Origin of the sequence: Streptococcus sciuri, from assembly GCF_024814375.1 — a bacterium.
GTDB classification, from domain to species: Bacteria; Bacillota; Bacilli; order Lactobacillales; family Streptococcaceae; genus Streptococcus; species Streptococcus sciuri.
The window spans coordinates 89,266-114,806 of sequence record NZ_JANUXX010000007.1; the positions used below are offsets into that span (position 1 = coordinate 89,266).

23 protein-coding genes and 1 pseudogene are annotated in these 25,541 nt (G+C 39.3%); 2 read left to right on the forward strand and 22 right to left on the reverse strand.

The window, feature by feature from the left end; all coding sequences use genetic code 11:
- Window positions 1-110: 110 nt before the first annotated feature.
- From NXS10_RS06695 to NXS10_RS06715, 5 genes are all read right to left on the reverse strand, one after another.
- Window positions 111-1,004 carry an ABC transporter permease gene (locus tag NXS10_RS06695; RefSeq protein ID WP_259139022.1) on the reverse strand — a complete coding sequence of 298 codons (894 nt, stop codon included), beginning with the start codon at window positions 1,002-1,004 and terminating at the stop codon, window positions 111-113.
- A gap of 15 nt (window positions 1,005-1,019) precedes the next feature.
- Window positions 1,020-1,979, reverse strand: coding sequence for an oligopeptide ABC transporter permease (opp4B, locus tag NXS10_RS06700; protein ID WP_259139023.1), 960 nt, complete (start codon window positions 1,977-1,979; stop codon window positions 1,020-1,022).
- A 1-nt stretch (window position 1,980) separates the two neighbouring features.
- Window positions 1,981-2,922 carry an ATP-binding cassette domain-containing protein gene (locus NXS10_RS06705; RefSeq protein WP_259139024.1) on the reverse strand — a complete coding sequence of 314 codons (942 nt, stop codon included), beginning with the start codon at window positions 2,920-2,922 and terminating at the stop codon, window positions 1,981-1,983.
- Between the two features lie 2 nt (window positions 2,923-2,924).
- On the reverse strand, window positions 2,925-3,920 hold the full coding sequence (locus tag NXS10_RS06710) for an ABC transporter ATP-binding protein (protein ID WP_259139025.1): 996 nt from the start codon (window positions 3,918-3,920) through the stop codon (window positions 2,925-2,927).
- Between the two features lie 93 nt (window positions 3,921-4,013).
- Window positions 4,014-5,783 (reverse strand): ABC transporter substrate-binding protein, encoded by a 1,770-nt coding sequence (locus NXS10_RS06715; protein WP_259139026.1) that lies wholly within the window; start codon window positions 5,781-5,783, stop codon window positions 4,014-4,016.
- 213 nt (window positions 5,784-5,996) lie between these two features.
- Between NXS10_RS06715 and pbp3 the strand changes: the two are divergent.
- A pseudogene (pbp3, locus tag NXS10_RS06720) lies at window positions 5,997-7,250 on the forward strand (D-alanyl-D-alanine carboxypeptidase PBP3); the annotation flags it as partial.
- Between the two features lie 31 nt (window positions 7,251-7,281).
- Here the strand turns inward: pbp3 and sufB are convergent.
- From sufB to NXS10_RS06780, 12 genes are all read right to left on the reverse strand, one after another.
- The gene (gene sufB / locus NXS10_RS06725) at window positions 7,282-8,700 is read right to left on the reverse strand and encodes a Fe-S cluster assembly protein SufB (RefSeq protein WP_259139027.1); all 1,419 of its coding nucleotides are present in this window, start codon (window positions 8,698-8,700) and stop codon (window positions 7,282-7,284) included.
- A complete protein-coding gene (sufU, locus tag NXS10_RS06730; protein ID WP_259139028.1) occupies window positions 8,684-9,151 on the reverse strand; it encodes a Fe-S cluster assembly sulfur transfer protein SufU in 468 nt (155 codons plus the stop codon). The genes sufB and sufU overlap by 17 nt, the downstream gene beginning before the upstream one ends.
- Window positions 9,138-10,367: a cysteine desulfurase gene (locus NXS10_RS06735; RefSeq protein ID WP_259139029.1), complete on the reverse strand. Its 1,230-nt coding sequence runs from the start codon at window positions 10,365-10,367 to the stop codon at window positions 9,138-9,140. Before NXS10_RS06735 ends, sufU begins: the two co-directional genes overlap by 14 nt.
- Window positions 10,368-10,369: 2 nt before the next feature.
- Window positions 10,370-11,632 (reverse strand): Fe-S cluster assembly protein SufD, encoded by a 1,263-nt coding sequence (sufD, locus tag NXS10_RS06740; RefSeq protein WP_259139030.1) that lies wholly within the window; start codon window positions 11,630-11,632, stop codon window positions 10,370-10,372.
- Window positions 11,633-11,678: 46 nt separating this feature from the next.
- A complete protein-coding gene (sufC, locus tag NXS10_RS06745; protein WP_259139031.1) occupies window positions 11,679-12,449 on the reverse strand; it encodes a Fe-S cluster assembly ATPase SufC in 771 nt (256 codons plus the stop codon).
- 150 nt (window positions 12,450-12,599) lie between these two features.
- Window positions 12,600-13,751, reverse strand: a complete 1,152-nt coding sequence (locus NXS10_RS06750) for a glycosyltransferase family 4 protein (protein WP_259139032.1) — start codon at window positions 13,749-13,751, stop codon at window positions 12,600-12,602.
- A gap of 4 nt (window positions 13,752-13,755) precedes the next feature.
- On the reverse strand, window positions 13,756-14,499 hold the full coding sequence (gene mecA / locus NXS10_RS06755) for an adaptor protein MecA (RefSeq protein ID WP_259139033.1): 744 nt from the start codon (window positions 14,497-14,499) through the stop codon (window positions 13,756-13,758).
- Between the two features lie 147 nt (window positions 14,500-14,646).
- The gene (locus NXS10_RS06760; protein ID WP_259139034.1) at window positions 14,647-15,489 is read right to left on the reverse strand and encodes an undecaprenyl-diphosphate phosphatase; all 843 of its coding nucleotides are present in this window, start codon (window positions 15,487-15,489) and stop codon (window positions 14,647-14,649) included.
- Between the two features lie 32 nt (window positions 15,490-15,521).
- The gene (locus NXS10_RS06765) at window positions 15,522-16,076 is read right to left on the reverse strand and encodes a DUF2207 domain-containing protein (RefSeq protein ID WP_259139035.1); all 555 of its coding nucleotides are present in this window, start codon (window positions 16,074-16,076) and stop codon (window positions 15,522-15,524) included.
- Window positions 16,077-16,145: 69 nt separating this feature from the next.
- Window positions 16,146-16,331: a hypothetical protein gene (locus tag NXS10_RS06770; protein WP_259139036.1), complete on the reverse strand. Its 186-nt coding sequence runs from the start codon at window positions 16,329-16,331 to the stop codon at window positions 16,146-16,148.
- Window positions 16,332-16,401: 70 nt separating this feature from the next.
- Window positions 16,402-17,088 carry an ABC transporter permease gene (locus NXS10_RS06775; protein WP_259139037.1) on the reverse strand — a complete coding sequence of 229 codons (687 nt, stop codon included), beginning with the start codon at window positions 17,086-17,088 and terminating at the stop codon, window positions 16,402-16,404.
- The gene (locus NXS10_RS06780) at window positions 17,078-17,908 is read right to left on the reverse strand and encodes an ABC transporter ATP-binding protein (protein ID WP_259139038.1); all 831 of its coding nucleotides are present in this window, start codon (window positions 17,906-17,908) and stop codon (window positions 17,078-17,080) included. The genes NXS10_RS06775 and NXS10_RS06780 overlap by 11 nt, the downstream gene beginning before the upstream one ends.
- 74 nt (window positions 17,909-17,982) lie before the next feature.
- Between NXS10_RS06780 and NXS10_RS06785 the strand changes: the two genes are divergently transcribed.
- The gene (locus tag NXS10_RS06785; RefSeq protein ID WP_259139039.1) at window positions 17,983-18,126 is read left to right on the forward strand and encodes a hypothetical protein; all 144 of its coding nucleotides are present in this window, start codon (window positions 17,983-17,985) and stop codon (window positions 18,124-18,126) included.
- A 47-nt stretch (window positions 18,127-18,173) separates the two neighbouring features.
- On the opposite strand, the gene NXS10_RS06790 is transcribed toward NXS10_RS06785, so the two are convergent.
- The 5 genes from NXS10_RS06790 to NXS10_RS06810 all read right to left on the reverse strand — a co-directional run bounded on the left by NXS10_RS06790 (window position 18,174) and on the right by NXS10_RS06810 (window position 25,420).
- The gene (locus NXS10_RS06790; RefSeq protein WP_259139041.1) at window positions 18,174-19,070 is read right to left on the reverse strand and encodes a helix-turn-helix domain-containing protein; all 897 of its coding nucleotides are present in this window, start codon (window positions 19,068-19,070) and stop codon (window positions 18,174-18,176) included.
- A gap of 190 nt (window positions 19,071-19,260) precedes the next feature.
- Window positions 19,261-19,977, reverse strand: coding sequence for a YebC/PmpR family DNA-binding transcriptional regulator (locus NXS10_RS06795; RefSeq protein ID WP_259139042.1), 717 nt, complete (start codon window positions 19,975-19,977; stop codon window positions 19,261-19,263).
- A 90-nt stretch (window positions 19,978-20,067) separates the two neighbouring features.
- On the reverse strand, window positions 20,068-20,988 hold the full coding sequence (locus tag NXS10_RS06800; RefSeq protein ID WP_259139043.1) for a polysaccharide deacetylase family protein: 921 nt from the start codon (window positions 20,986-20,988) through the stop codon (window positions 20,068-20,070).
- A 112-nt stretch (window positions 20,989-21,100) separates the two neighbouring features.
- The gene (adhE, locus tag NXS10_RS06805) at window positions 21,101-23,770 is read right to left on the reverse strand and encodes a bifunctional acetaldehyde-CoA/alcohol dehydrogenase (protein WP_259139044.1); all 2,670 of its coding nucleotides are present in this window, start codon (window positions 23,768-23,770) and stop codon (window positions 21,101-21,103) included.
- Window positions 23,771-23,944: 174 nt separating this feature from the next.
- Window positions 23,945-25,420, reverse strand: coding sequence for a peptide MFS transporter (locus tag NXS10_RS06810; RefSeq protein WP_259139045.1), 1,476 nt, complete (start codon window positions 25,418-25,420; stop codon window positions 23,945-23,947).
- Between the last annotated feature and the right edge of the window lie 121 nt (window positions 25,421-25,541).

Sequence of the window (25,541 nt, forward strand, 5' to 3'; positions counted from 1 at the left end):
ATCTTAATAATATACAGCTTAATGAGACTCTCCTTTTCTTTAGCACAAATTAAAAAGTAATGAATAGATGCTATCAAAAATCTATTCATTACTAGTGTTAATGTATATTATTATCCAAGACGTTGTTTTGCATCAGCTACACGTTGAAAAGCTTGTCCAACATAGTTGATGCTTAGTATCATCACAAGGATAAAAATAGTCGCTGGAAGCCAAATCCAAGCTTTGTTTTGTAAAACATCTTGATTACGAGCGTAAGCAATCAAGGTTCCTAGACTCGGTGATGTCGTTGGTAAACCAAAACCAAGATAAGTCAAAGAGGTTTCAATACCAATATTACCAGCAAAATTCAAGGTCAAATTGACAATGACAAGCGAGCTGATATTCGGTAAAATCTCACGTAACATGATGACAATATCTCTGGTACCTAATGTTTTAGAAGCGCTAACATAGTCAAGACTAGCCTCTGATAGAACACGAGTCCTAAAAAGCCTTGCCTTTCCTGTCCAATAAAAAGCGCTCATGATAAATATAAAATGATAAATGGTATAAGACTTGATAACGGTCACAAATACAATGATTAGCAATAAGACCGGCAAAATCATAATAAAATCAACAATACGCATCAGAATACCATCGATACGACCACCGTAATATCCTGAAATAAGACCGATAAATATCCCAATGATACTTGTGATAATCGTAATAGAAAAGCCAATCAAAATAGAATTTCTAGCACCAATAATTAATTGTCCAAGGACGTCACGTCCATAAGAGTCTGTTCCCAAAAGGTGTCCCTCATAACCCGGTGGTAGATTTTTAGAAATGATATTAACACTCATCACTTGATCTTGATTCATAAAAAGTGAACCAATAAAAACAAATGCCAAAATCAAAATGAGAAAAATCAGAGATGCTAAGGCTATCTTATCTTTCAAAAATTCGCGACTAATAACGCTAAATCCAGTTGGATTGAGAGTTACGGCTTGTGTATTTTTCTTACTCAAAAGAGAACCCCCTTTCTATTTAATCCTAATACGAGGATCGACAATACTCATAATGATGTCTGATAAGAGTGTCCCTAGCAGTGTCGCTAGACCAAACATCAATAATAGGGCTAAAATAACAGCATAATCACGTTGAGAGATGGAGGTCAAAAAGAGTTGACCAATCCCAGGATAGGTGAAAATACTTTCAATAAATACTGAACCACCAATCAAACCTGTCAATTCATAACCAAAAAATGCAGCAATAGGAAGTAATGAGTTTCTAAAAATATGGCGATTGTAAACGATGCGCTCTGGTACACCTTTTGCCCTAGCTGTACGGACATAATCCTGTGATTTAGCATCAATAATACCTGTCCTTAAGTATTGAATAATTCCTGTCGTTGATAAAATTGCTAGAGTCAAGGCTGGTAAAATCATATGATAGAGTCGACTAAAAAGAACACTGATACCAGCTACCCCTGCTTCTACAGAACCTCTTGTTGGAAACCAGCCTAAAACATATCCGAATAACCACAAAAGCAAAATAGCAAAGACAAAAGTTGGCGTAGAAAAGGTCAAAAAGTTATAGATAGTGATTAACTTATCAGCCAGTGAGTTTTGATAGCGTCCTGCTATCATCCCAAGTGGCAAAGCGATTAGATAGGTTATAATCAAAGTCAACAAAGATAACCAAACTGTGTTATTTAACCTCTGACCGATAACTGTTAAAACCGGTTGTTTGAATGTGATACTCTGTCCAAAATCACCCTGCAAGATATTTCCAACCCACTTAAAATACTGGATATATACAGGATCATAATACCCTGCTTTTATTCGCAGTTGTTGAACGATTTCTGGACTAATTTTTGGGTCATTCTCTAGTGCTGTATAAGCATCACCTGGCATCATTTTTGAGATAAAGAAAGCGATAATACTAAGGATAATCAATTGAGGAATCATTAGCAGGAAACGCCTTAAAATTGTTTTCCACATATTAACGACCTCCTTTGCTATTTAGAGCAACCTTATGACTTGAAGTGATATTCTGAAGATCAAACACTCTTCCAGAAGCATCAAAATACTGCGCTTGATGTTCTCTGAATTCTTTTTCTGTTGCTCTTCTTTTAGCTTTGTTTGCATCACGATTAGCAGGATTAAGCGTGGGAACAGCAGACAAGAGTCGCTTGGTGTAAATATGGCGAGGATTATTATATATTTCAGACTTTTTGCCCGTTTCAACAAAACGTCCTCGATACATAATATAAAGTTCATCGCACATATGGCGAACAACACCTAAATCGTGTGAAATAAAGAGATAGCTCACATTGTATTTTTCTTGGATGTGTTTCATATAGTTGAGGATCTGCGCTTGTACCGATAAGTCCAAAGCTGAAACTGGTTCATCTGCTATGATGAGGCGAGGATTACTAGCTAGAGCTCGTGCAACACCGATACGCTGACGTTGCCCTCCTGAAAATTCATGAGGGTATTTATAAAGTGTTTCTTCTCCAAGACCAATTGTATCTAATAGTGTAAGGACTTTTTGACGTTCTTCACCTGCTGACAAGCGTTCAAAATTACGAATTGGTTCGGCAATAATATCCAAAATGCGCTTTTTAGGATTAAAACTAGAAAGCGAATCTTGAAAAATCATTTGCACATTTTTCCCAAAATGCTCCTTGTTTCGACGTTGTTTATTGGTGATATCTTTCCCCTCATAAAAGATTTTGCCAGAAGTTGCTTTTTCAAGACCGATGATTGTTTTTCCAATAGTGGATTTACCTGAACCTGACTCTCCTACTAAGCCATACGTTTTACCAGTCTCTATGTGCAAATCAACACCATCAACAGCGTAAACGTAATCTGTCACTCGATTAAAAAAGCCACTGCGAATCGGATAATGAACCTTTAAGTCTTTTACTTCAATAAATCCCATAGCTATCTCTCACTTTCAAATTCAAAATAGTTATAGCACGAACAACGAACAAAATGTCCTTTTGACACTTCGTGTAAAATTGGATTTGTTTCATGCTTATCTTCTGCTATCCATTTGATACGTGGTGCAAAGCGACAGCCAGAGTGCTGTATATTTGCAATTGATGGAACAGAGCCATCAATCACATACAGTTTCTCCCCATCATGATCAATCTGTGGATTGGAGCGTAAAAGTGATCGCGTGTAAGGGTGCTTTGGATGTGAAAAAATCTCTTCGACTGAAGCTATCTCCACAAACTCTCCTGCATACATCACTGCTACACGATCCGCTGTCTCAGCCACAACTCCTAAATCGTGAGTAATCAAGATGATTCCTGATTTTGTCTCTTTTTGAATATCCTTTAACAAGTCTAGAATTTGCGCTTGGATAGTCACATCAAGAGCCGTTGTAGGCTCATCAGCAATGATAACAGCTGGCTTACAAGCAAGTGCCATTGCAATTCCAATGCGTTGGCGCATACCTCCAGAAAGTTCATGGGGATACTGGAGATATGTTCGATTTGGATTTGGAATACCAACTTGTTCCAAAAGCTCCAGAACACGAGCTGTACGTTCCTTGTCCGTCATTTTCTTGTGAAAATACAGCGCCTCATCTATCTGATCTCCAACGGTCATCAAAGGATTGAGTGAAGCTAGTGGATCTTGGAAAATCATACCGATATCATTACCACGGATTGCACTAAAAGACTCTTCTGATAAGCCAACGAGATTTTGTCCTTTATAATTGATCTCCCCCGTTATTTTGGTGTTGTGAGGGTTGTGTAACCCCATGATGGCAGTCGCTAGAGTGGACTTTCCACAGCCTGATTCACCAACAATAGCAACGATTTCATTTTCCTTAATCTCTAGTGAAACATCATCAACAGCATCATAGAAATCATCACGTATTCTAAAACCAATATGCAAGTTCTTGATATTTAATAGCACATCACTTGTCATTATTTTTCCTTTCTTACGTGTATAGAAAAAGAGGAGAAGGCTTATATCAAACCATTTTGTTTAATAATCCCTACCTCCTCAATATCATTAAAACTATTTATCAGCAACGCCCTTATCTGATACAAGTTCGATGTTGTTCACTTCACCAGCTTTTGCTGCTATTTCAGTATCGTAAGCTTTGACACGCTTATTAACAGCAACAACAGCGTTTGCTTCAAAGAGTGGCACAGCGTAGAGTTGTTTGTTAGAGTATTCTTGCCATTCTTTATATGCCTTGATACGATAGGCTTTATCCATAGCTTTTTCAGAGACGAGTTGTTTTAAGAGTTTGTTTTGTTTTTCTGAGACAAAGCCTGTGTAGTTTAGATTTGTAGTTGATGGTCCCCATAGTGAGTTTGGCGCTGGGTCAAAGCCTGTTGTAAAGGCACCTAGATACATGTCAAGCGCATCATCTTTTTTGACCACGTCATAGAAAGCATTAAATTCCATTGTACGACCACCATAGAGCTCTACTTTGACACCAATCGCTTTCCACCATGCGATATATTGTTGAATCAGAGATTCGTAGGTATCACCATTTTGTGATGCTCCAAGAGTCAGTTTAAATGGTTTTCCTTTAGGATCTTCAACGTAACCATCCTTGTCAACATCTTTATATCCTGCCTCTTTGAGTAATTTTTTCGCCTTATCTGGATTATAGCTATAACCCTTGACATCTTTAGCGTGCAAATCACCGAAGAAACTAATTTCAAGCGTTGTTGCTGGAAACTGAAGTCCATTATAGAGAGACTCTCCAATTTTTTTATTGTCCAGTGCGTAGGCTAGAGCTTGACGAAGCTTGACATCTTTTGCTTTAGCGTTTGGATTTAAGACACGTTTGCCGTTTTCGATTTTACCAAGCTTAAAGCCAAGATAAGCTAGACTATTTTGTTTTGAACCTAGCAAGGTGATGTTTTTTAACTTCTTAAATTGTTCGTATTGATCTTTTGGTACAGAGGTAATATCGTAATGTCCTGCCTTAACTTCCTGTGCTATAGTATCTGGTGATACTACATCCACTTTGAGGTTTTTAGTCTTTGGCTCACCCTTGAAGTAATATGGATTGGCTTCGTAGACAACTGACTCACCTGAGACAACACTTTTAATCTTATAAGGACCCATACCGACAAACTTATCTGTCCTAGCGTAGTCACTCTTTTCCCAATCTTGGACAGGGATATCCTTAAAGATATGTTGCGGAGCAATAAAGGCAGGAAGATAGCTGGCGTAAGTCATCGATGGGTTCATCTCACTGTAGTGAAGAACAGCGGTATAATCGTCAATCTTTTCTACACCTGATATGGTATCTGTCTTACCTTCGTGATAATCCTCCATACCAACGATACTCTCATAACCATCAGAGTAGTAAACACCTGTATAGTTTTTATTTCCTATCGCATAGATTGTAAAGATATAGTCATCAATAGTGAATGGCTGACCGTCTGACCATTTATAGTCTTTGCCCGTCAATTTGACAGTAACGGTCTTCTTGGTATTATCGAAATCAGCTGAAGCCAGACCAGAATCATCCACCTGCAGATTCTTGTTATAGCCAAAGATACTCTCATCAACATATCCTGAGAAGTTACCATCTGTTGCTGTACTAGTGAGCTCATCCATAAAGATACCTGTACCTTCTGATGAAGCGACGATGGCGCCATTAAGACAAGCGTCTTTTTTAGCCGTCCCCTTATTTGTCACTGACGTAGGTAGCGAGCTGTGTTTAACGCCATTACTAGACTGCTTCTTATTACCACATGCTGCTAGAGCACTTACAGCAAGCAAGGTCACACCCGCTGTTACAAACCATTTGGACTTCTTCATATGAACCACCTATCTTTCTCCTTAACATCTCTTACCAGTCTCTGATAAAAGTGCCTTTATTATATCTTAAATTTTCCTAAAAAGAAAGGGGTTGCCATTATTTTTCTGAATATTTTTGAAATACCTTACTTTAAATCCTTTATTTTCAAGAGTTTCCTTTCGTTTATTAAGAAATTTTTTTCTTTACGCTTGTTTCTATGTTATAATATGTGTATGAAAAATACTCCATTCTCGTTTATCCTGAAAGCTTTTTTTTCTGTGTTTCTTTGTCTTGGGATGATGTCTAGTCAGGCTTTAGCACTAGATTTTGATGCAGCTGCTAAGCATGCTATCGCCGTAGAAGAAAGTACAGGCAAGATTTTATACGAAAAAGATGCCGATACACCAGACGGCATCGCCTCTATCACAAAACTGCTTACTATTTATCTCGTTTACCAGAATATCAAAGAAGGTAAACTTTCATGGAATAGCAAAGTCGATATTTCAGATTATGCCTATAGTTTAACGACCGATACACTAGCTAGTAATGTACCTATGAACAAAAGGCACTACACCGTTAAACAGTTGGTCGATGCTTCCTTAATTGCTAGCGCTAATAGCGCAGCTATTGCACTCGCTGAAAAAATCGGAGGAAGCGAACCAAAATTTGTTGATATGATGAGTGCTAAGCTTAAGGAATGGGGTATCATAGATGCCAGTCTTGTCAACAGCTCTGGGCTCAACAACAGCATGTTGGGAGATAATATCTATCCAGGATCTAGTAATGATGCGGAAAACATGATGAGTGCTAAAGATGTCGCCATCATCGCAAGACATCTGATTATGGATTTTCCAGAAGTTCTTAACATCACTAGTCAACCAACTGGTGACTTTGATGGGGTGAGCATAACCAACTCCAACCTTATGCTCAAATATATGCCAAACTATCGTGATGGTGTTGATGGACTGAAGACAGGCACGACTGAGCTTGCTGGGGCTTGCTTTGTCGGTACGACCGAAGAAAATGGCATGAGAATTATCACTGTTATCCTAAACGCTGATAATGCGGATACAGACAGCACCTCTCGCTTCACTGCCACCAACAACCTCATGGACTATATCTACACGACCTATACCTTGCAAACCGTTCTTGAAAAAGGGCAAGCTTATAAAAACAGTACCGTAAAAGTGCTCGATGGGAAAAAAACTGAGGTGACTGCCGTTTCTAAGGACACCTTCAAGGTTATCACACCACGAACAAGCGCTTCTAACGCTCTCACTTTTGACCTCCAAAAAGAAACGCTAACTGCTCCAATAGCAAAAGAGCAAACCATCGCCACCTTGACCTACAAAGACCAAAATCTCGTGGGAACTGGCTACCTAGATAGTGAACCTAGTGTGCAACTAGTCGCACAAAATAAGGTTAGGCGTAGCTTTTTTCTCAAAACTTGGTGGAGTCATTTCATCCGTTATATCAATGAAAAGTTAAAAAAGATTGGAATCTCTTCCAATCTTTTTTCTAACCAACAGAACCTTCCATCTCGTAAGAAATCAGGCGGTTGAGTTCAACAGCGTATTCCATTGGTAGCTCTTTTGTAAATGGCTCGACAAACCCCATAACAATCATCTCTGTCGCTTCGCTCTCAGACAGTCCGCGACTCATAAGATAATAGAGCTGTTCTTCTGAAATTTTAGAGACTTTGGCTTCGTGCTCGAGAGCGACTTGAGAGTTATGAATTTCATTGAATGGAATCGTATCCGACGCAGACAAGTCATCCATGATAATGGTGTCACACTCAATATGACTGACCGATTTTTTTGAGTTCTTAGCAAAAGTCACCTGTCCACGATAGTCAACCTTCCCACCACCTTTTGCAATGGACTTAGAAACAATAGAAGAGCTTGTGTGAGGTGCATTGTGAATCATCTTAGCACCTGTGTCTTGATGTTGCCCTTTATTGGCAAAAGCGATGGAAAGCATCGTTCCTCTAGCTCCCTCACCATCCAGATAAACAGATGGGTATTTCATCGTAGTCTTAGCACCTAAGTTTCCATCAATCCATTCAACCGTAGCATCTTTCTTTGCCGTTGCACGCTTAGTGACAAGGTTGTAAACATTATCTGACCAGTTTTGGATAGTAGTGTAGCGCATATAGCTACCTTCAAGAGCAAAAATCTCAACAATAGCCGCATGCAAGCTATTACTTGAGTAAGTCGGTGCTGTACAACCCTCAACATAGTGAACGCTAGCTCCCTCATCAACGATGATAAGAGTTCGCTCAAATTGCCCTGTATTCTCATTATTGATACGGAAATAGGTCTGTAAAGGAATATCTACTTTGACACCTTTTGGCACATAGATAAAGCTACCCCCTGACCAAACAGCAGAATTAAGTGCTGCTAGTTTATTATCCGTTGGTGGAACAAGTTTAGCAAAATACTGCTTAAAAAGATCAGGGTATTCCTGTAAAGCAGAGTCTGTATCAGTGAAAATAATACCTAATTTTTCAAACTCATCTTTCATATTATGGTAAACAACTTCTGACTCATATTGAGCAGAAGCACCTGCTAAATAAGCACGTTCTGCCTCTGGGATACCAATACGTTCAAAAGTTTCTTTGATTTTATCAGGTACCTCATCCCAAGAACGAGCAGGCTTATCTGATGGTTTTTGGTAATAAATGAGGTCGTCAAAGTCAATTTCTGAGAGGTCTGGACCCCATTTTTGCATAGGCATTTTATTAAAGGTTTCTAAGGACTTTAGACGAAAATCAAGCATCCACTCAGGTTCTCCTTTAGTCCTTGAGAGTTCCCTCACAACGGACTCACTAAGCCCTTTACCTGTAGAGTAGACGGGCTTGACATCATCATGAAATCCAAATTTATATTCCCCTAAGTCAATTGGTTTAGGTTCTACTTTTTCATTTGCTTCTGACATAACGTTTCTCTCCTTTGCTACTGTCTGCTCTCTCGATTGCTTTTTTGAGGGCATTCCAAGAGAGAGTTGCACATTTTATCCTTTGAGGAAATTTTGAAACACCTTTTAAATATTGAGCCTCCCCGAGTGCTGTTTGATTATCCTCTTTCTTTCCTTGTACCATTTTAGAAAAACTATCCGCTAAAAAGAGCGCTTCTTCCTTTGTCTTACCAATAATAACATCTGTCATCATACTAGAAGAAGCTGTCGAAATCGTGCAACCTTCTCCATCAAAAGCAACATCAGAAATAAGCTCACCATCAAACTGAACCGATAAGCTAATGACATCACCACAGGTGGGATTATTGAGCACGACTTGCTCAACATTTTCTAGCCTTCCATGATGATGAGGGTTTTTAGAATGGTCAGAAACCACAGCCATATAAAGACTATCTAATTTAGAAAGTGCCATTGAAAAACTCCTTTGTCTTTATAATCGCTTCAATCAACTTATCACAGTCTTCTTTAGTATTGTATAAATAAAAACTTGCTCGTACGGTTGAATTTAGCCCAAGGTAAGTCATCAAGGGTTGCGCACAATGATGCCCTGCTCGCACAGCAATTCCTTCATAATCTAGCGCCGTTGCAACATCATGTGGATGCAAACCTTCAAGATTAAAGGCAATAACACCAACGTGATTATTTGCATCTTTGGAACCGTAGAGCGTAAGACCAGAAATAGTTTGTAGTTTCGGCAAAATATAAGACATTAAAGAACACTCATGCTCATAAAGACAATCCATACCTATGGCAGTTAAATAATCAACAGCAGCACCTAATGCAATAGCACCAGCTATATTAGGCGTTCCCGCTTCAAACTTCCATGGCAATTCTTTCCAAGTAGCTGAGTTTTCATAAACAAAGTCAATCATCTCACCACCAAACTCAACAGGTGACATACATTGTAAGACTTCTTCCTTGCCATAGAGGACACCAATTCCTGTAGAACCTAACATTTTGTGTCCTGAAAAAGCCAAAAAATCACAATCCAAATCCATTACATCTATCGACAAATGAGGAACAGACTGCGCCCCATCAACGACCATATAAGCTCCAACAGCGTGCACACGCTCTGTAATGGCTTTTATAGGAATGACACCTCCCAAGACATTTGAAACATGAGCAATACTGACAAATTTCGTTTTAGATGAGAGCTTACTATAAAGATCATTGATATCCAATTCACCCTCTTTGAGGTAAACATAGACAAGCTTTGCTCCTGTTTTTTGGCAAGCCTGCTGCCAAGGGATAAGGTTGGAGTGATGCTCCATAATTGAGATAAGAACCTCATCTCCAGGTTTTAAAATAGACTCAGCAAACCGTCCTACCCAGTTAAGTCCTGTCGTTGTTCCACGTGTAAAGAGAATTTCCTTGCTTGATCTTGCTCCAATAAAGGCACGAAGCTTCTCACGCGCTCTCTCATACTCTGCTGTTGCTCTCTCTGCTAGCGTGTGAACTCCTCGGTGAACATTAGCATTATCCTGATAATAATAGTGTTCTAAGACATCCAAAACCTGCCTAGGCTTTTGTGTGGTTGCAGCATTATCCAGATAAACCAAGGGTTCATCATTGATAAGTTGATTGAAAATTGGAAAATCTGCTGTTCTTTTTATAAGTTCTTCTGTCATATTTATCTCTTTTCCAACTTACCATCAATAACATCAATCATCTCATCACGAACAGCTTTTATCGGAATCTCAGTGATAACCTCTCCCAAGAAACCACGAATAACGAGCTGTTCAGCTGTCTTTTGATCTAAACCACGGCTCATGAGATAATATAAATCCTCTGGATCTACCTGACCTATGGAGGCAGCGTGACCAGCAGTGACGTCATTTTCATCGATTAAAAGAATGGGGTTAGCATCGCTTCTGGCTTTATCTGACAACATCAAAACACGGCTTTCTTGCTGAGCATCAGCTCCTTTAGCACCTTTGATGATATGTCCAATACCGTTAAAGGTCAACGTTCCACGCTCTAATATAACACCATGCTGTAGGATATGACCTACAGAATTGCAACCATAGTTGGTGACACGTGTATCAATCCCTTGTACTTGCCGTCCTGATGAGACAGCCACAGCCTTAAGATTAGCGTGGCTGCCGTCACCTACCAAGTCAGAGTCAAAATCGGCAATAACATCACCTTCATTCATGATACCAAGTGCCCAATCAATCGTCGCATATCGTCCGTGGCGTCCTCTACGGCTAATATAAGTTGTCACGTGATCACCTAAACGGTCGATAGCTGAAAACTTGACCTGTGCTCCATCTGCAGCAAGCACTTCTACACTGATATTAGCAGTTGCCTTTACTTTGCCTTGTCCCAAACTCTCAAAGCGCTCTAAATAACTGATGCTACTGTTTTTACCCACGATGAGAAGAATATGCTTGTTAAAAGGCGTCTCGCTATCACTATCTTGATAAAAAATTCCCTCAATAACCTCTTCTACCTCGACATTATCCGGTATATATAACACAACTGCGCTGTTAAAGTAAGCTGTATGATAAGCTGCAAGTTTATCCTCTGTATAACCAGCTGCACTACCAAAAGCTTTCTCAATAACATCAGGAATCGTATCAAGTGCCGTAACTAAATCTGTAAAGAGGATTCCTTTATCAATAAGCTCACTTGGCATCTGCTCAAGAATAGTTCTTGTCCCAAGTTGAACTAACTTAGGATTGTCTCCAAGAGCTGTAAAGTCAGGTACATGAGAAGAGACGGGGCTTTCTGAGATACGACCATCTCCTAAATTCCAGCGATGAAATTTCACACGTTCAATCTTTGGCATGGCTAATGTCTCTATCGCATCATATGCTTTCAAACGACGATCTCTTAACCAATCAGGCTCTGCATGCAACCTTGAGAAGTCTAAAATAGCTTCTTTTGTCATTATTTTCTCCTTCTAGTATGGTCAAAAGCTAGACCACATCTCATGCTTACACTTCTTCTTTGTATTCAATTCCCAATTCTTCTGCGACTTTAGCATAACCTTCTTTTTCAAGGCGAGCAGCCAACTCAGCTCCTCCAGAAAGCACGATACGACCGTCCATCATCACATGCACGACATCTGGTGTGATGTAGTTGAGAAGACGTTGATAGTGCGTGATAATCATCGCACCAAAGCCTTCACCACGCATAGCATTGACCCCTTTTGAGACGACCTTTAGGGCATCAATATCAAGCCCAGAGTCAATCTCATCAAGCAGAGCAAATTTAGGTTCTAGCATCAAAAGTTGTAAAATCTCATTGCGTTTTTTCTCACCACCTGAGAAACCTTCATTAAGGTAACGCTCTGCCATCTCTTCTCTCATACCAAGAAGCGCCATTTTCTCATCGAGCTTTGTGATGAAGTCAATGACCGAAATCTTATCCTCATCGGCTTTTCCAGCGTTCATAGCGGCACGAATGAACTCTGCGTTGGTGATACCTGGGATTTCAGAGGGATATTGCATCGCAAGAAATAATCCCAATCTCGCACGTTCATCAACCTCAAAATCAAGAATGTTTTCTCCATCAAATAAAATCTCACCCTCTGTCACTTCATAATTTGGATTTCCCATGATAGCAGCAGATAAGGTGGATTTTCCCGTCCCATTTGGCCCCATGATTGCTGCAATTTCACCTGTTTTTAAAGTCAGGTTCAAGCCTTTTAGGATTTCCTTATCTTCAATTGATACATGAAGATTTTTGATTTCAAGTACAGACATCTATATGACTCCTTTTCAACTTTACTAAGGGCAAACTGCTCTAGGTTAATTATTTATAATGATTATTATAACAGAAAATGAATTAGCTTTCTATTATAGTGTTTCAATTTCAAAAAATGGCTGAAAATCAATTTCAGTCATTTTTATTTATTATTTACGATGGGATTCATTTTGTTTGTGCTTGCGGTAAGTTTTATTGCCGATATATTTAAATGCTTTAAACAACGGTGTACGATTCTCACCCCAAATGCCAAGACTTTCAATAAAAATCTCAATAGCAAACAAGAACCCCAATATCAACAGCACTCCACCAATACGACTAGAGACATTTAGCAAAAGAGCAATCAAGGAAAAGATGAAAGCAATCGCATAGACCATCCATACCGCTCCTCTATGACTAAAACCCATCGCAAGAAGCCTATGGTGAAGATGTCGTTTATCAGGTTCGTAAAATTTCTGACCAGATAGTGTTCGTCGAATGATAGCGACTACCGTATCAAGGATGGGTACTCCAAGAATAATCACAGGTGTGACAACCGCAACGGCTGTTGAATTTTTAAGTCCTTGTAAAGATAAAACTCCAATCATAAAACCGATAAAAAGCGCTCCTGTATCACCTAGATAAATGCTAGCTGGATAATAATTATAAGGGAAAAATCCCGCAATCGCAGCCATCATAACTAAAATAGTCAAAGTCAGAAACAAGTCTGCCTTTGGCAAGAAAAAATACGATACAATAGCCATGGTCACAAGACTGATAATAGACACACCGCTAACCAGACCATCTAAACCATCAATCAGATTGATAGCGTTAGTAATAGAGACAATCCACAAAATCGTTAAAAAACAAGTCAAAAAGGGATTAAAGTGGATAAGAGGACCACCAAAAGGAAGCTTAAAACTATCAAAATGAAAAGCTGTAAACGCCCAAACAATAGTTGCTGCAACGATAATCCCAAATAACTTAGACAGAGGTTTAAGTTCAAAAATATCGTCTAAATATCCTGTTACAACAACGACAAAAGCCCCTATGACAACAGGTAAGATATAAACTTGATAAGGATCTCGCCATAACGGATAAGTATAATCCTTTGAAATTACCGGTAGGATGACTAAGGTAGCAATGACAAAAGTCAAAAAGATAGCCAGACCACCGCCACTAGGCATATCAACTTTGTTGATACGACGTGCATTAGGATGATCCACTGCTCCTACTCTCAATGAAAAGCGTCGCACCATTGGGGTTAATAGTGACGATAAAATACCAGTCCCAAGTAACACTAAAAAAAGATTTATTGTCATTGGTTTATCCTATCTTCATCAACTGCAGACGTCTAATCGCATCATCTGCAATCAACTGCACACCATGCTCTTGCAAATAAGCTCGTGTGCGTTTTGACTGACTAGCATGTTCTAATAATCTTGCATACATAAGATTAGCATAGTTGCTTGGTTGATTTTTAATATCCAATAAAATCGTCATGTAATAGCCAGATTGCTCCTTGTACAGTTCAGACGCCTCTATCTCAAAATCAATCACTTTTGAAAAAGCAATCGTATCTTCAAGCGTTGAGAAGAAAAAGACATAATGCACATAGTCTGTCTCTATCTCGTCATGCATCTCTTGGTCACTAGAAGTGCTATTTTCTAAAGCATTCTCCATCATCTGCTCTAGCTGTTCTAACTTTTTATGAGCTTGTGTATCGCCTTTTGATTGCATAGACGTCTCAAGAGTCTTGAAAAACTCCTCTGGTGACATTTTTGACACGTCCCCAAACTCCGCTAAATCATCAAAGTTTAGATTTTTATCAATTTCTGATTTGGTCACAAAGACATCTATGCGATCTTTTCTCGGAGTCACACGAAAGCTCAACATTCCGCTATTTTTAAAGTTATCTGGCAAATCTAGCTCATCCATAACACTGTAGAAAAATTCCTCTGTTTTTTCCTGTGGTAAAAGAAAATCTTTCAGTTCCATACCACGGTCTGCTAAATCTTCCATACTGATTATAATTTTTAGTGTTGTTTCACTAATTTGTTTCATTTCCATACTCATCTACCTCATACGAGTCTTCTTTTGAGAAAATTAACGACTGCTTTCTTCTCACTTTACTGTATTATACAGAAAAAGTTAGCTTTATGCAATTCACAACAAAAAGAGACAAGGAAATAAGAAACCTCGACTCTTTAGGACAGTCTAAGCTACCACTAATTTGATGAGCAAATAGAGGATAATAAATACTCCTAGAGCGATACGATATTTTCCAAAAATAGTGAAATCGTGCTTTTTAACATAGCTCGTCAAAAATCGAATGGCATACAAACTGACAATAAAAGCTGTGATACTGGCAGCTAGTAAAATCAAAAATTGGTTAAAGGCTAGGCGATTTCCATCAAAGAAAAACTTAACCATCTTTAAACCACTATAGCCAAACATGGTCGGAATAGCAAGGAAAAAGGTAAAATCTGTAGCTACAGAACGACTCGTCCCAACGATAATTGCTCCTAAAATTGTAGCACCTGACCGACTTGTCCCAGGTACAATACTCAACACCTGAAAACATCCTATCCAAAAAGCTGTTTTATAAGGCATATGAGCCAGAGAGACCACCTTTGGATCTAAATCATGCTGACGATTCTCAATCCAGATAAAAGCAACACCATATACAATCAAAGCAAGAGCGATGGTGAATAAAGATGAGAAATGCGCTTCAAACCAATTATCCAAAGGAACAGCAATTAAAATAGATGGGATACAAGCAAGCACCACCTTGAGCCAAAGTTGCCAAGTCAGGCGAATATCTTGCGCTGACTTTCCCGACTGAAAAGGATTTAAACGTTCAAAATAAATCACTATAACCGCTAAAATAGCACCTAATTGGATGACAATATTAAACATTTCCATAAAGCTAGCTGATTGTTTGAGGTTAACAAACTCTTGTAAGAGTAACAAGTGTCCTGTACTTGATATCGGCAACCACTCCGTAATCCCCTCAACAATTCCAAAAAGGATAGCTTTCAATAATTCAAGCAGTAACATAATATCTCCTTCAATTTAGTGCTTTCATTATATCATATTGTCAAAGAGACGCCAATATGATTGATATGTCTGATAAAGACAAAAAAGATAGGAGCCACAACGCCTGCCACAAGGACAATCATTGGAAGCCATTTTTCAAAACGTGTGAGCTTCTCTTGCTTTAGGATAATCGCTTTAGGCTTACTTTCGATCAGATGGGCTACACTTGTCAAGTAACTCCTATCCCAATACCCATGCAACTCTAGCTTGTCATTGACATTTTTTCGTGTAATAGTGTAGGTCTTATCGGTCAAGCTTGCCTGTAAACTTGGTGTAAATGCGCCTAAGTACCCCCAGAGCTTGCTGTTTTTAACAGCTTTGTCCGTTGAGACGTTGAAACGAACTTGCTCTAAAGGTACACTCCAGTCTGTAATTGGCAGCCACCTAAGCTCCGCAACATCCTGATAAGCATAGAGCATGTTCTTTAAATGCCAGCTCACTGTGACGATGACCTTATCATCCTCATAGCCTTTATTGTAGATTTTGAGCTTGTAGCCAGCCTCCTCCTTTGTCAAGTCCCAGCGGACTTTGGCACGTTTTCTTGCCATTTCTGACAATAACAGCAGACACTTTTGGCTCTTTATCAACACTAAAACCTTCTGGCATTCTGCCTGTTCCTAGGGTGACAATCTGACCGTTATAGTCGGTATCAAACTGATAGCTGATTTGCTTGCGCTATTGTCCTGATGAAGGCGCAACTCTCCCTTATAATCTAGAATACTATACTCCACATCATCTGCCAAAACACTTGGCATGAGAAAGAGCAAAATAGCGCTCACTAAATAAACAAGCCCTTTTTTCATGGCGCTCCTCCTTTGTCTTCATTATACCGTAAAATTAAGACAAAAAAACAAGCTAAAAACAGCTTGTTGATTAGTGGGAACGGTTGAAGCGAAAAGCAAGTCCTAAAAGGTAAAAAAGAAGGGATATCCAAATCAGTAAGGCTATAAAGGATATGTCTGTTAGCTGGTATCCAGTACTAGTATAGAGGTAGTTGCTGCTGGCGCCAAAAAAGCTAAAGGAAACCACTGTTTTGACGATATTATTTGTAAATATCAGCATGGGCAAAAAACTACCTAGAGCCATAACCAGCATGCTACACATGGCTGCCTGCACCTGCGTTTGACACACCAGCGCAATGACAAAGTTAATGGCGATATAAGCTAACGCCGTCAAAATGGTGACAAGGCTGTAAACCAGCCAATTAGAAACAGGTCTTTGAAAAAGAAAGGGCAGGAGAATAAGCGACAAAACCGAGAGGATGAGAGGATAGGCGATGACAGAGATGGCATAATCCAGCTGATGTACCCCTGTCAAAATCAAAGTTCTGATATTCTTTTTCTCCTTTTCCTCAGCAACTATCAGCGTCACAAAAGAACCTGCCGTCACGCTATAGACAAGCCCTGTCCCAAAAGACAGCAGCATGGCGTCAGCGCTAGAACCTAAAAGCGACATCAAATAAACATCTATAATTGGGCTCAGCACCACCACTAAAAGCACTTTATTGGTCACAATATACTGCCACTTTAACCACAATAAACTACGCATACTATTTGTCATCGAATTTCTCTCCTGTCACCTGAATGAAAACACTCTCAAGGGTTGGCTCTAAGCTGTGAATGCTTGCGGCTTTCCCAAGATAAAGCCCGACATCTTCTTGAGGAACGAGCTTAACCTCACCAGAGAGCATGCGCACCTCCACTCTATCATCATCACGATAGCGCTCTAAAATGTCCTGAGGACTGCCATACTCACAGATACGCCCACGGTGCAGCAGCGCCAGCTTATCACAAAGCCTTGTCGCTTCTTGCATGTCATGAGTGGTTAAAAAAATTGTCATGCCACTTTCTTTAAGCTCAAGGAGAAGCTCATGCACCTTTTGAGACATGACAGGGTCTAAGCCTGACGTTGGCTCATCTAAAAAGACAATCTTTGGCTCATGTAAAATCGCTCGAACGAGAAACATGCGCTGCCGCATTCCTGTGGATAACTTCTCCGCTCTGGTCTTTCGACTCTCCCACAAATCCAGACGTCTAAGCAAAGCCTCCAAGTGCTCTATTGGCACCTTATGAAAGCGAGCAAAAAAAGCGAGGTTTTGATACAAGCTCATCTTTTCATAAAAACCAACCGTATCACTCATAATACCTAAGTTGACCATATCATCTGCGACGAGCTGACTGGACTCTTTTCCAAGCACAAGAGCTGTGCCGCTCTTAGGCGTCAGCTGACCTGTCAAAATATTGATAGTCGTCGTCTTTCCCGCACCAGACGGACCAAGAAAGCCAAAAATCTCGCCCTCATCCACCTCAAAACTGATATCTTCCAAGGCAGTCTTTTCATGAAAGCTGCACACCAGATGATTTACCTCTATAACAGTCATATTTCCCCTTTCTAAAAATATCTATATAGGATAGACTACACTAATATATCATTTTTGACCATGACATACATGTCATGGTCAAAAATTTGTTCTCGTTTTATAATAACGCTATCAAAATAAAGGAGGTAACCACCATGGGTGCTGCTATGGCTATTTACGCTGGTGCTAAGTTTGTTGTCGCTGGCGGACTTATTATTTACGATTTAACACACCGTTAAATTAATTTCACTCTAGCCTTGATTTAGAAATCTAAATCAAGGCTTTTTCAATGCAAATCTCTTTCCATTTCTTCAGAAATCCTTTGATAAAGAATATCATCTTCTAAAAACCTTGCCTCTTCTAGCGCTCTATCATAGTGCAATAGTGCCTCTCTTCTTTTTCCTTCAACTAACATAGCATATTTTCCATTCATCATATGATATATAGGAATAGACTTGCTATCCGAATGTTTTAGTATTAACCGTTTAAAAGTTGGTCTCAGTTTTGAAAATTTCTCCAAAGTATTAGACCAAATCATAACGCCACATAATGTGACACACAGTTTTATCTCTAACTCTAAAAAAAGCTCATCATCATTATCTATAGATATTATGATAGCTAGTATATCATTAATTTTCTCTTTAGAATATAAGTCTTCTCTACCTGAAATATACACTAGATAAAAATTCATCCAAAGGATTTCATTGACTGTAATCTCCTGTATATTAAAAATTTTACTTTGAACTTCTTTAAAAAGTTCCTCACCATAGGTCGTATCTTTACTGTGCAACATATCCATTTCTGTTGATAAAATCGTTAAAGTGAGTTGTTCGTCAGATGGCAAATTATCATAATATTTTTCAAATATAGTATCTATAATTTCTTCTTTTTTCGCTTTTCTGCTACTATCGTCATATGTTGATAAACGAATAAATTCCACCTTTAGTTTGAGATAATCCTTGGATTCAGACATAAGCAGTTCAAATAAATCTATCTCTAAACGCTCAGCCAAGTAAAAAGCTGTAGGAATTTTCATCATAGTCTCCCCAGCTTCTATACGTGCTAATTGTCTAGCTGTTAGACGACTCTCATCACTACAGACTCGTTCACGAGATAAACCTAATTGTTCACGCTTTCGTCTAATTTTCTCTCCTAATATTATTTGTAGTTGTTTAACCTCCATAGAATCCCTCCTTCTTCATATTATAACATTTTCAATTTGTCCATGACATGTATGTCATAGACAGATTGAATTTTTCTTTATATAGTTTATTAGACTAACAAAAAGAAAGGAGATTTCTATGACATTTGCATCATTTTTATGGATATTATTCCACTAAAAAATAGGTCTTGAAAAACAAGACCTATTTTTTTTAGAAATCTGCAACGTTGTGGTAAACTTTTTGCACGTCGTCATCGGCTTCAAGAGCATCAATGAGTTTTTCAAAGACTTCGAGATCTTCTCCTTCAAGAGTGACCTCAGATTGAGGAATCATCTCAAGTTCAGTCACTTGGAACTCTTCGATACCATTAGCACGAAGGGCTTCAATTCCCTTGTGCAAGTCAGTTGGTGCTGTATAGACAGTGATAACACCATCTTCTGCTTCAACGTCATCCACATCAACGTCTGCTTCAAGCAATTGCTCAAAGATACTGTCTGCGTCATCTCCAGCAAAGACGATAACGCCTTTTTTGTCAAAGAGGTAAGAGACAGAACCAGTCGCTCCCATGTTCCCACCATTCTTGCCGTAAGCGGAACGCACGTTGGCAGCAGTACGGTTGACGTTTGAGGTGAGGGTATCTACAATAATCATCGAACCATTTGGTCCAAAACCTTCATAGCGTCCTTCAACGAAAGTTTCGTCTGTATTTCCTTTTGCCTTATCAATGGCTTTATCAATGACATGTTTTGGGACTTGTGCTTGCTTGGCACGTTCCAAAACAAATTTTAAAGCTGAGTTTGACTCTGGGTCTGGCTCACCTTTTTTTGCAGCAACATAGATTTCTACACCAAATTTAGCATAAATTTTTGAGTTTGCACCATCTTTAGCTGTTTTTTTAGCAACAATATTTGCCCATTTGCGTCCCATTCTGATCTCCTTTTCATTTGTAATAGTGATTCAAAAAACAGTCAAATCTCTTTCATTATAGCACGTTTCATCTAAAATGTTAATGCTCTTTTACAAACTTGCCTGCATGCTCGCTAATAAATCATCAGCTGTCATACTCGGTAGTACTCGCACTCTATCAAGTGATAGCAGACCATCGCTATACTCTGCCAAGCCTTCATTAGTCGTCATAGCCAATTTATAAGTTTGACTGGCTACTTGTAGGGTCGTATCATTATAGCGTCCAGAAGGATACGCCAGCGCAATAGTGTCTTGGGATAAAGCTTTGTCTAAAAAGCTCTTGCTGTCTGTCAGCTCACTACTTTGGCGATCTAGCGGTTGAGTAGAAAGATCCGTGTGCGTGACGGTATGCGCTTGAAAGGACATACCGTTTTTCTTCATTTCCTGCATCTGATCAAGGGTGAGGTTGCCTGCGTTGCCATTTTCTACAAAACCGGTGATAACATTATTGGTGGCTTTTGCACCGTATTTTTTGAGGATAGGGTAGGCTTGTGTATAAAAATCCTCATCTCCATCGTCAAAGGTCAACCAAACTACCTTTTGACTTGGTAAGCTATTTTCTGTCAATGCCTTGTAAGCTTCTTCTGGTGAGAGGAAATAATAGCCCTCATCTTTTAAACGCTTGATATGGCTTTCAAAAACGCTAGGAGACACGATGAGATTGGTACTTTCTGCTTCTGATGGATCCATATCATGAATCGCATGGTACATCAAGATAGGAATACTCACAGGCTTCTCTTCTTTTTGCCAAGTAGACTCTGTCTTTGTTGTTTCCCCTATTTGTGCAACTGATGAGCTAGCATCTATACGCTTTTTCTTGTGAGCTATAACAGTTGTTTTCTCAGTCGTCTTACCCTTTGATAAAAACGTTTGCGACAAAACAAAAATACCCAATAAACAAAAGCCCACAAGCACAAAACAAAAGACTAATAATAGCTTGTTGGCTGATTTTCTCTTTCGGCGATGACGCATAAAATGCCTCCTTAAAAACTTTCCCCTTTATTGTACCACCAATCAAGAGACTTGGCTAGAGTTTAAAAATAAAAAAAACCATTCCTGTAAGGTAGCAGGAATGGTTAACAGACTAAAACATATCAATCAAAAGTTGTTTAAGTTCTGCAATATAAGGTTGGCGTGGATTAGCTGGTGTGCATTGATCATCATAGGCCAAACTTGCCAAACGATCAACTGCTGCATCAAAGGCTTCTTTTGTAACACCATTAGCAGAAAGTTTTGGTTCAACGTCAACAGCATGCATCAATTTATCAATGCGGTCGCAAAGTGCTTCGACTAATTCTGCATCATCTTTACCTTTAAGACCAATATAACGCGCAATATCTGCGTAATCTTTTTGAGCACGGTATTCTTCATAACGTGGGTAAACTGAGCGTTTAACATTACCAGATACACCGTTATAGCGGATAACATGTTGCATTGCGATTGAAATAGCTAAACCGTGTGGAAGTCCAAATTCACCACCTGTTTTGTGAGCAAGTGAATGGTTGATACCTAAGAAAGCATTACCAAATGCCATACCAGCAATAGCTGCTGCATAATGCATGTTTTCTTTAGCTTTTTCACCACGAAGTGTTGGGTTCTTAGGATCGTAGTTATAAGCATCTTCAAGATTTTCAATAATCAACTTGATAGCTTCAAGAGACCATGGACGTGTAAAGTCAGATGCCATAACTGATACGTAAGATTCAAGAGCATGTGACAAAGCATCTAATCCTGACCAAGCTGCTGTACGTTTTGGCACAGTCATAACAAATTCTGGATCAACAATAGCAACTTGTGGTACCAATTCATAATCAGCAAGTGGGTATTTCACGTGTGTATAATCATCAGTAATAACCGCAAATGGTGTCACCTCAGCACCTGTACCAGATGTGGTTGGGATACAGAAGAGACGTGTTGCTGTTTGATGTTTGAATTTCACAATACGTTTACGAATATCAATGAATTTTTGTTGCAATTCAAGGAAGAATTCGCTAACAGCATCATAACTATCAAGGAATTCATCACCACGGTCAAGATAAACTTCATAAATTAAACGTGCAATCTTAGATGCATCAATGGCAGAGCCACCACCAATTGCAATGACTGTATCTGGTTTGAAATCACGCATTTGTTTTGCAATTTCGATTGTTTGTCCAAGAGTTGGGTCTGGTTTGATTGTTCCGTAAATTGATGTTGCGACTTTTTCATCACGCAATGCCAATTGAGCAAGGACAGTATCAACAAATCCAAATTGAACCATACCTGGATCTGCTACAATCAAAGCACGTTGCATTGGTTCATATTCATCTTGCAAATATGAGATAGCATTCTTTTCGTAGTAAGTTTTTTCTGGTAATCGAATCCACTGTGGACGGTTACGACGTTTCGCAACAGTCTTGATATTTAAGAGATCGCCAGTTGAAAGATTGTGTGACAATGAATTTTTCCCCCATGATCCTGTTCCAAGTGTTAAGCTGGCTTTAAGTGCGTCTGTATAGACATCACCGATACCTCCGACTGAATCTGGTTGGTTAACCAAGACACGTGATGCTTTCACGGCATCGCCATACGTTGCTACAAATGGGTCTGCTTGTGAACCAATTTGGATACCGGCATTGTGTCCTGCACCTTGATAATCAAGAAGCGCTTCAACAATTTCGATACCTTCTTCACGATCTTTAGCTTTGTACACTGAAAGGAGTGGAGACAATTTTTCTGATGATAGTTTTTCACCGATGTTTTTCTTGTCAAGCTCAAACAAGAGAACATCTTTACCTTCTGGCAATTTCACACCAGCTTGTTCACAAATCCAAGTTGCTGGCATTCCGGCAACAGGACCGTTTACACCATGGTTGTCATTGAAAACAAAGTCTTCAATTTTCTTGTAGTCCTTCTTAGGTACTAAGTAAGCACCTTTATCTTGCATTTTTTGCAACCATTCTTTGTAAACTGGCGCTTCAACGACTGCTGAATTTTCAGTCGCACAAATCATACCATTATCAAAGCGTTTTGATAACAACAAGTCTTCCACAGCGCGGTCAATATGGGCAGTTGCATCAACATAGATAGCACCATTACCTGCACCAACACCCATTGATGGGTTCCCTGATTTAAGGGCTGCATTTACCATACCAGGTCCACCAGTTGCCAAAATAGAAGCAATTTTCTTGTTTTGGATAAGGGCTGTTGTGTTAGCGATTGATGGTGTTTCAATCCATTGGACAATATTTTCAGGAGCACCAGCTTTCACCGCAGCGTCGTAAAGAATTTTTGCTGCATGAGCTGAACAGTTTTGTGCTTGTGGGTGGAATGCAAATACAATAGCATTGCGTGTCTTTAATGCTACCAAAATCTTAAACATCGTAGTTGAAGTAGGGTTTGTTGTTGGGACAATACCTGCTAAAACACCAAGAGGTGCTGCAATTTGAATACTTCCAGAAACCTTATCTTCACCAATGATACCAACTGTTTTTTCATTTTTGATACGTTCGTAAACGTATTCTGTTGCGAAGTGGTTTTTAGTATCTTTATCCTCAACGACACCACGTTTGGTTTCAGCAACTGCCTCTTGAGCAAGCTGAAGGGAATTTTCAGACCCCGCTAAAGCCATAGCAGAGACAATCTTATCCACCTGTTCTTGTGAATAGGTAGCATACAGCGCCTCAGCAACCAAGGCTTTTTCAACCAAGCTATCTGTATAGGCAATCGCCTGCTCTTCTACAGATAATTCTGCCGTTTGTGCTTGTTTAACCATTTCTCTTCCTCCGTAATATACGATAATAAATGAAAAAATATCTTTGTGATTTTCTTCACCTAATATTGTACATTATTTCACAAATAATTGCAAGCGGTTTCTGTATCTTTTTCGAAAATTTCAAAAAACAGCCCTCTAAGAGGACCGTTTTACATGCTCTATAAAATCGTACTATCAATGAATACCTGCCATTAATTTTTTAATATGGGGAACTAGTGTAAATAAGATAAGCCCTAGTACAATAGCGACCCCACCGACAGCTCCAAAGTAAGCAATTTCAGTGTCTTTGGTGTAAAATTTAACAATCTGTGCATTGACAGCTTGAGCAGCAGCGCTGGTTAAGAACCACATGCTCATCATCTGTGATTGGAAAGCTTTTGGTGCTAATTTTGTCGTGACAGATAGACCGATTGGCGAGATAAGCATTTCACCGACGATGATGATAGCCCAGCTTCCAACGAGATACCAAGGGCTAACTTTGGCAGATGTTCCGTGAAGAGCAATAGGAACAATCATCCAGATAAAAGATAGACCTGCAGCGATTAGACCATAGGAGAATTTAACAGGTGAAGATGGCTGTTTATCCCCCAATTTTGCCCAGAGCCAAGCAAAGATTGGCACATAAAGCATGACAAAGAGAGGATTAACACTTTGGAAGAAACTTGACGGAAAAGAAATGACATTGCCAAAGAAATGAAAAGATAACCTCGTTTGCTCGTCCGCAAACAATGCAAGAACAACAGATCCTTGCTCCTCGATTCCCCAGAATAAGACTCCAGCAACAAAGAGAGGAATATAAGAAAAGACACGTGAGCGCTCTTCTTGCGTTATCTTCGAACTGCTTAAAATCTTGATGAAATAGTAGATTGGGATAAAGATAGCCACAACCGTGAAGATATTGATAACTGTGCCTACAGAAAGATGTCCGCTAACTGCTAATCCAGAAAAAATCAAAAAAACAAGGACTAAAGCGATAGCTACATTTCTAAAGAGCTTGGTTTTTTCTTCTGGTTTTAGGGGATCAGCTGGATATAGAGTCGAGTCAGGAAGGTATTTTTTACCATCGATGACATATTGGAGTAGTCCAAAGAACATCCCAATAGCAGCAAGTGAAAATCCTAAATGAAAGTTGATTCGTTGTCCAAGATAACCAACAGCATAAGGAGCGATAAAAGCACCTAGGTTAATCCCAAAGACAAAGATAGAAAAACCAGCGTCACGACGGTTATCTGTCTTGTCATAGAGACTGCCCACCATTTCAGAAACGTTCGGTTTTAAGAGCCCTGTTCCTAGTATGATAAATGCCATGGATACAAAGAGCGCAGGAGCACCAAATGGTAAGGCTAAGACGATATGCCCAAACATGATGAGAACCCCACCGTAAAAAACAGTTTTGCGTGTTCCTAAGATACGGTCACTGACAAATCCACCGATTGTCCCAGATAGATAGACTAGAGAACTGTAGATGGACATGATGGATGCGGCTGTTGTCTGGTTAAATCCTAATCCTCCCTTTGAGACGCCATAATACATGTAAAAAAGTAGGATAGCACGCATTCCGTAGTAACTAAAGCGCTCCCACATTTCCGTAGAAAAGAGAGTCGCTAGACCACGAGGATGCCCTAAGAATTGTTTTTCAGCATCTTTCATAAAACAAAATCTCCTTTTTATAAGAATATCAAACATTCTACCCATTTTTACAGTCTTTGTCAATGCTTTCAGGGATAAGATATTTTTATGGAGATTATAGCTTTTTCCTATCTTCTCGTAA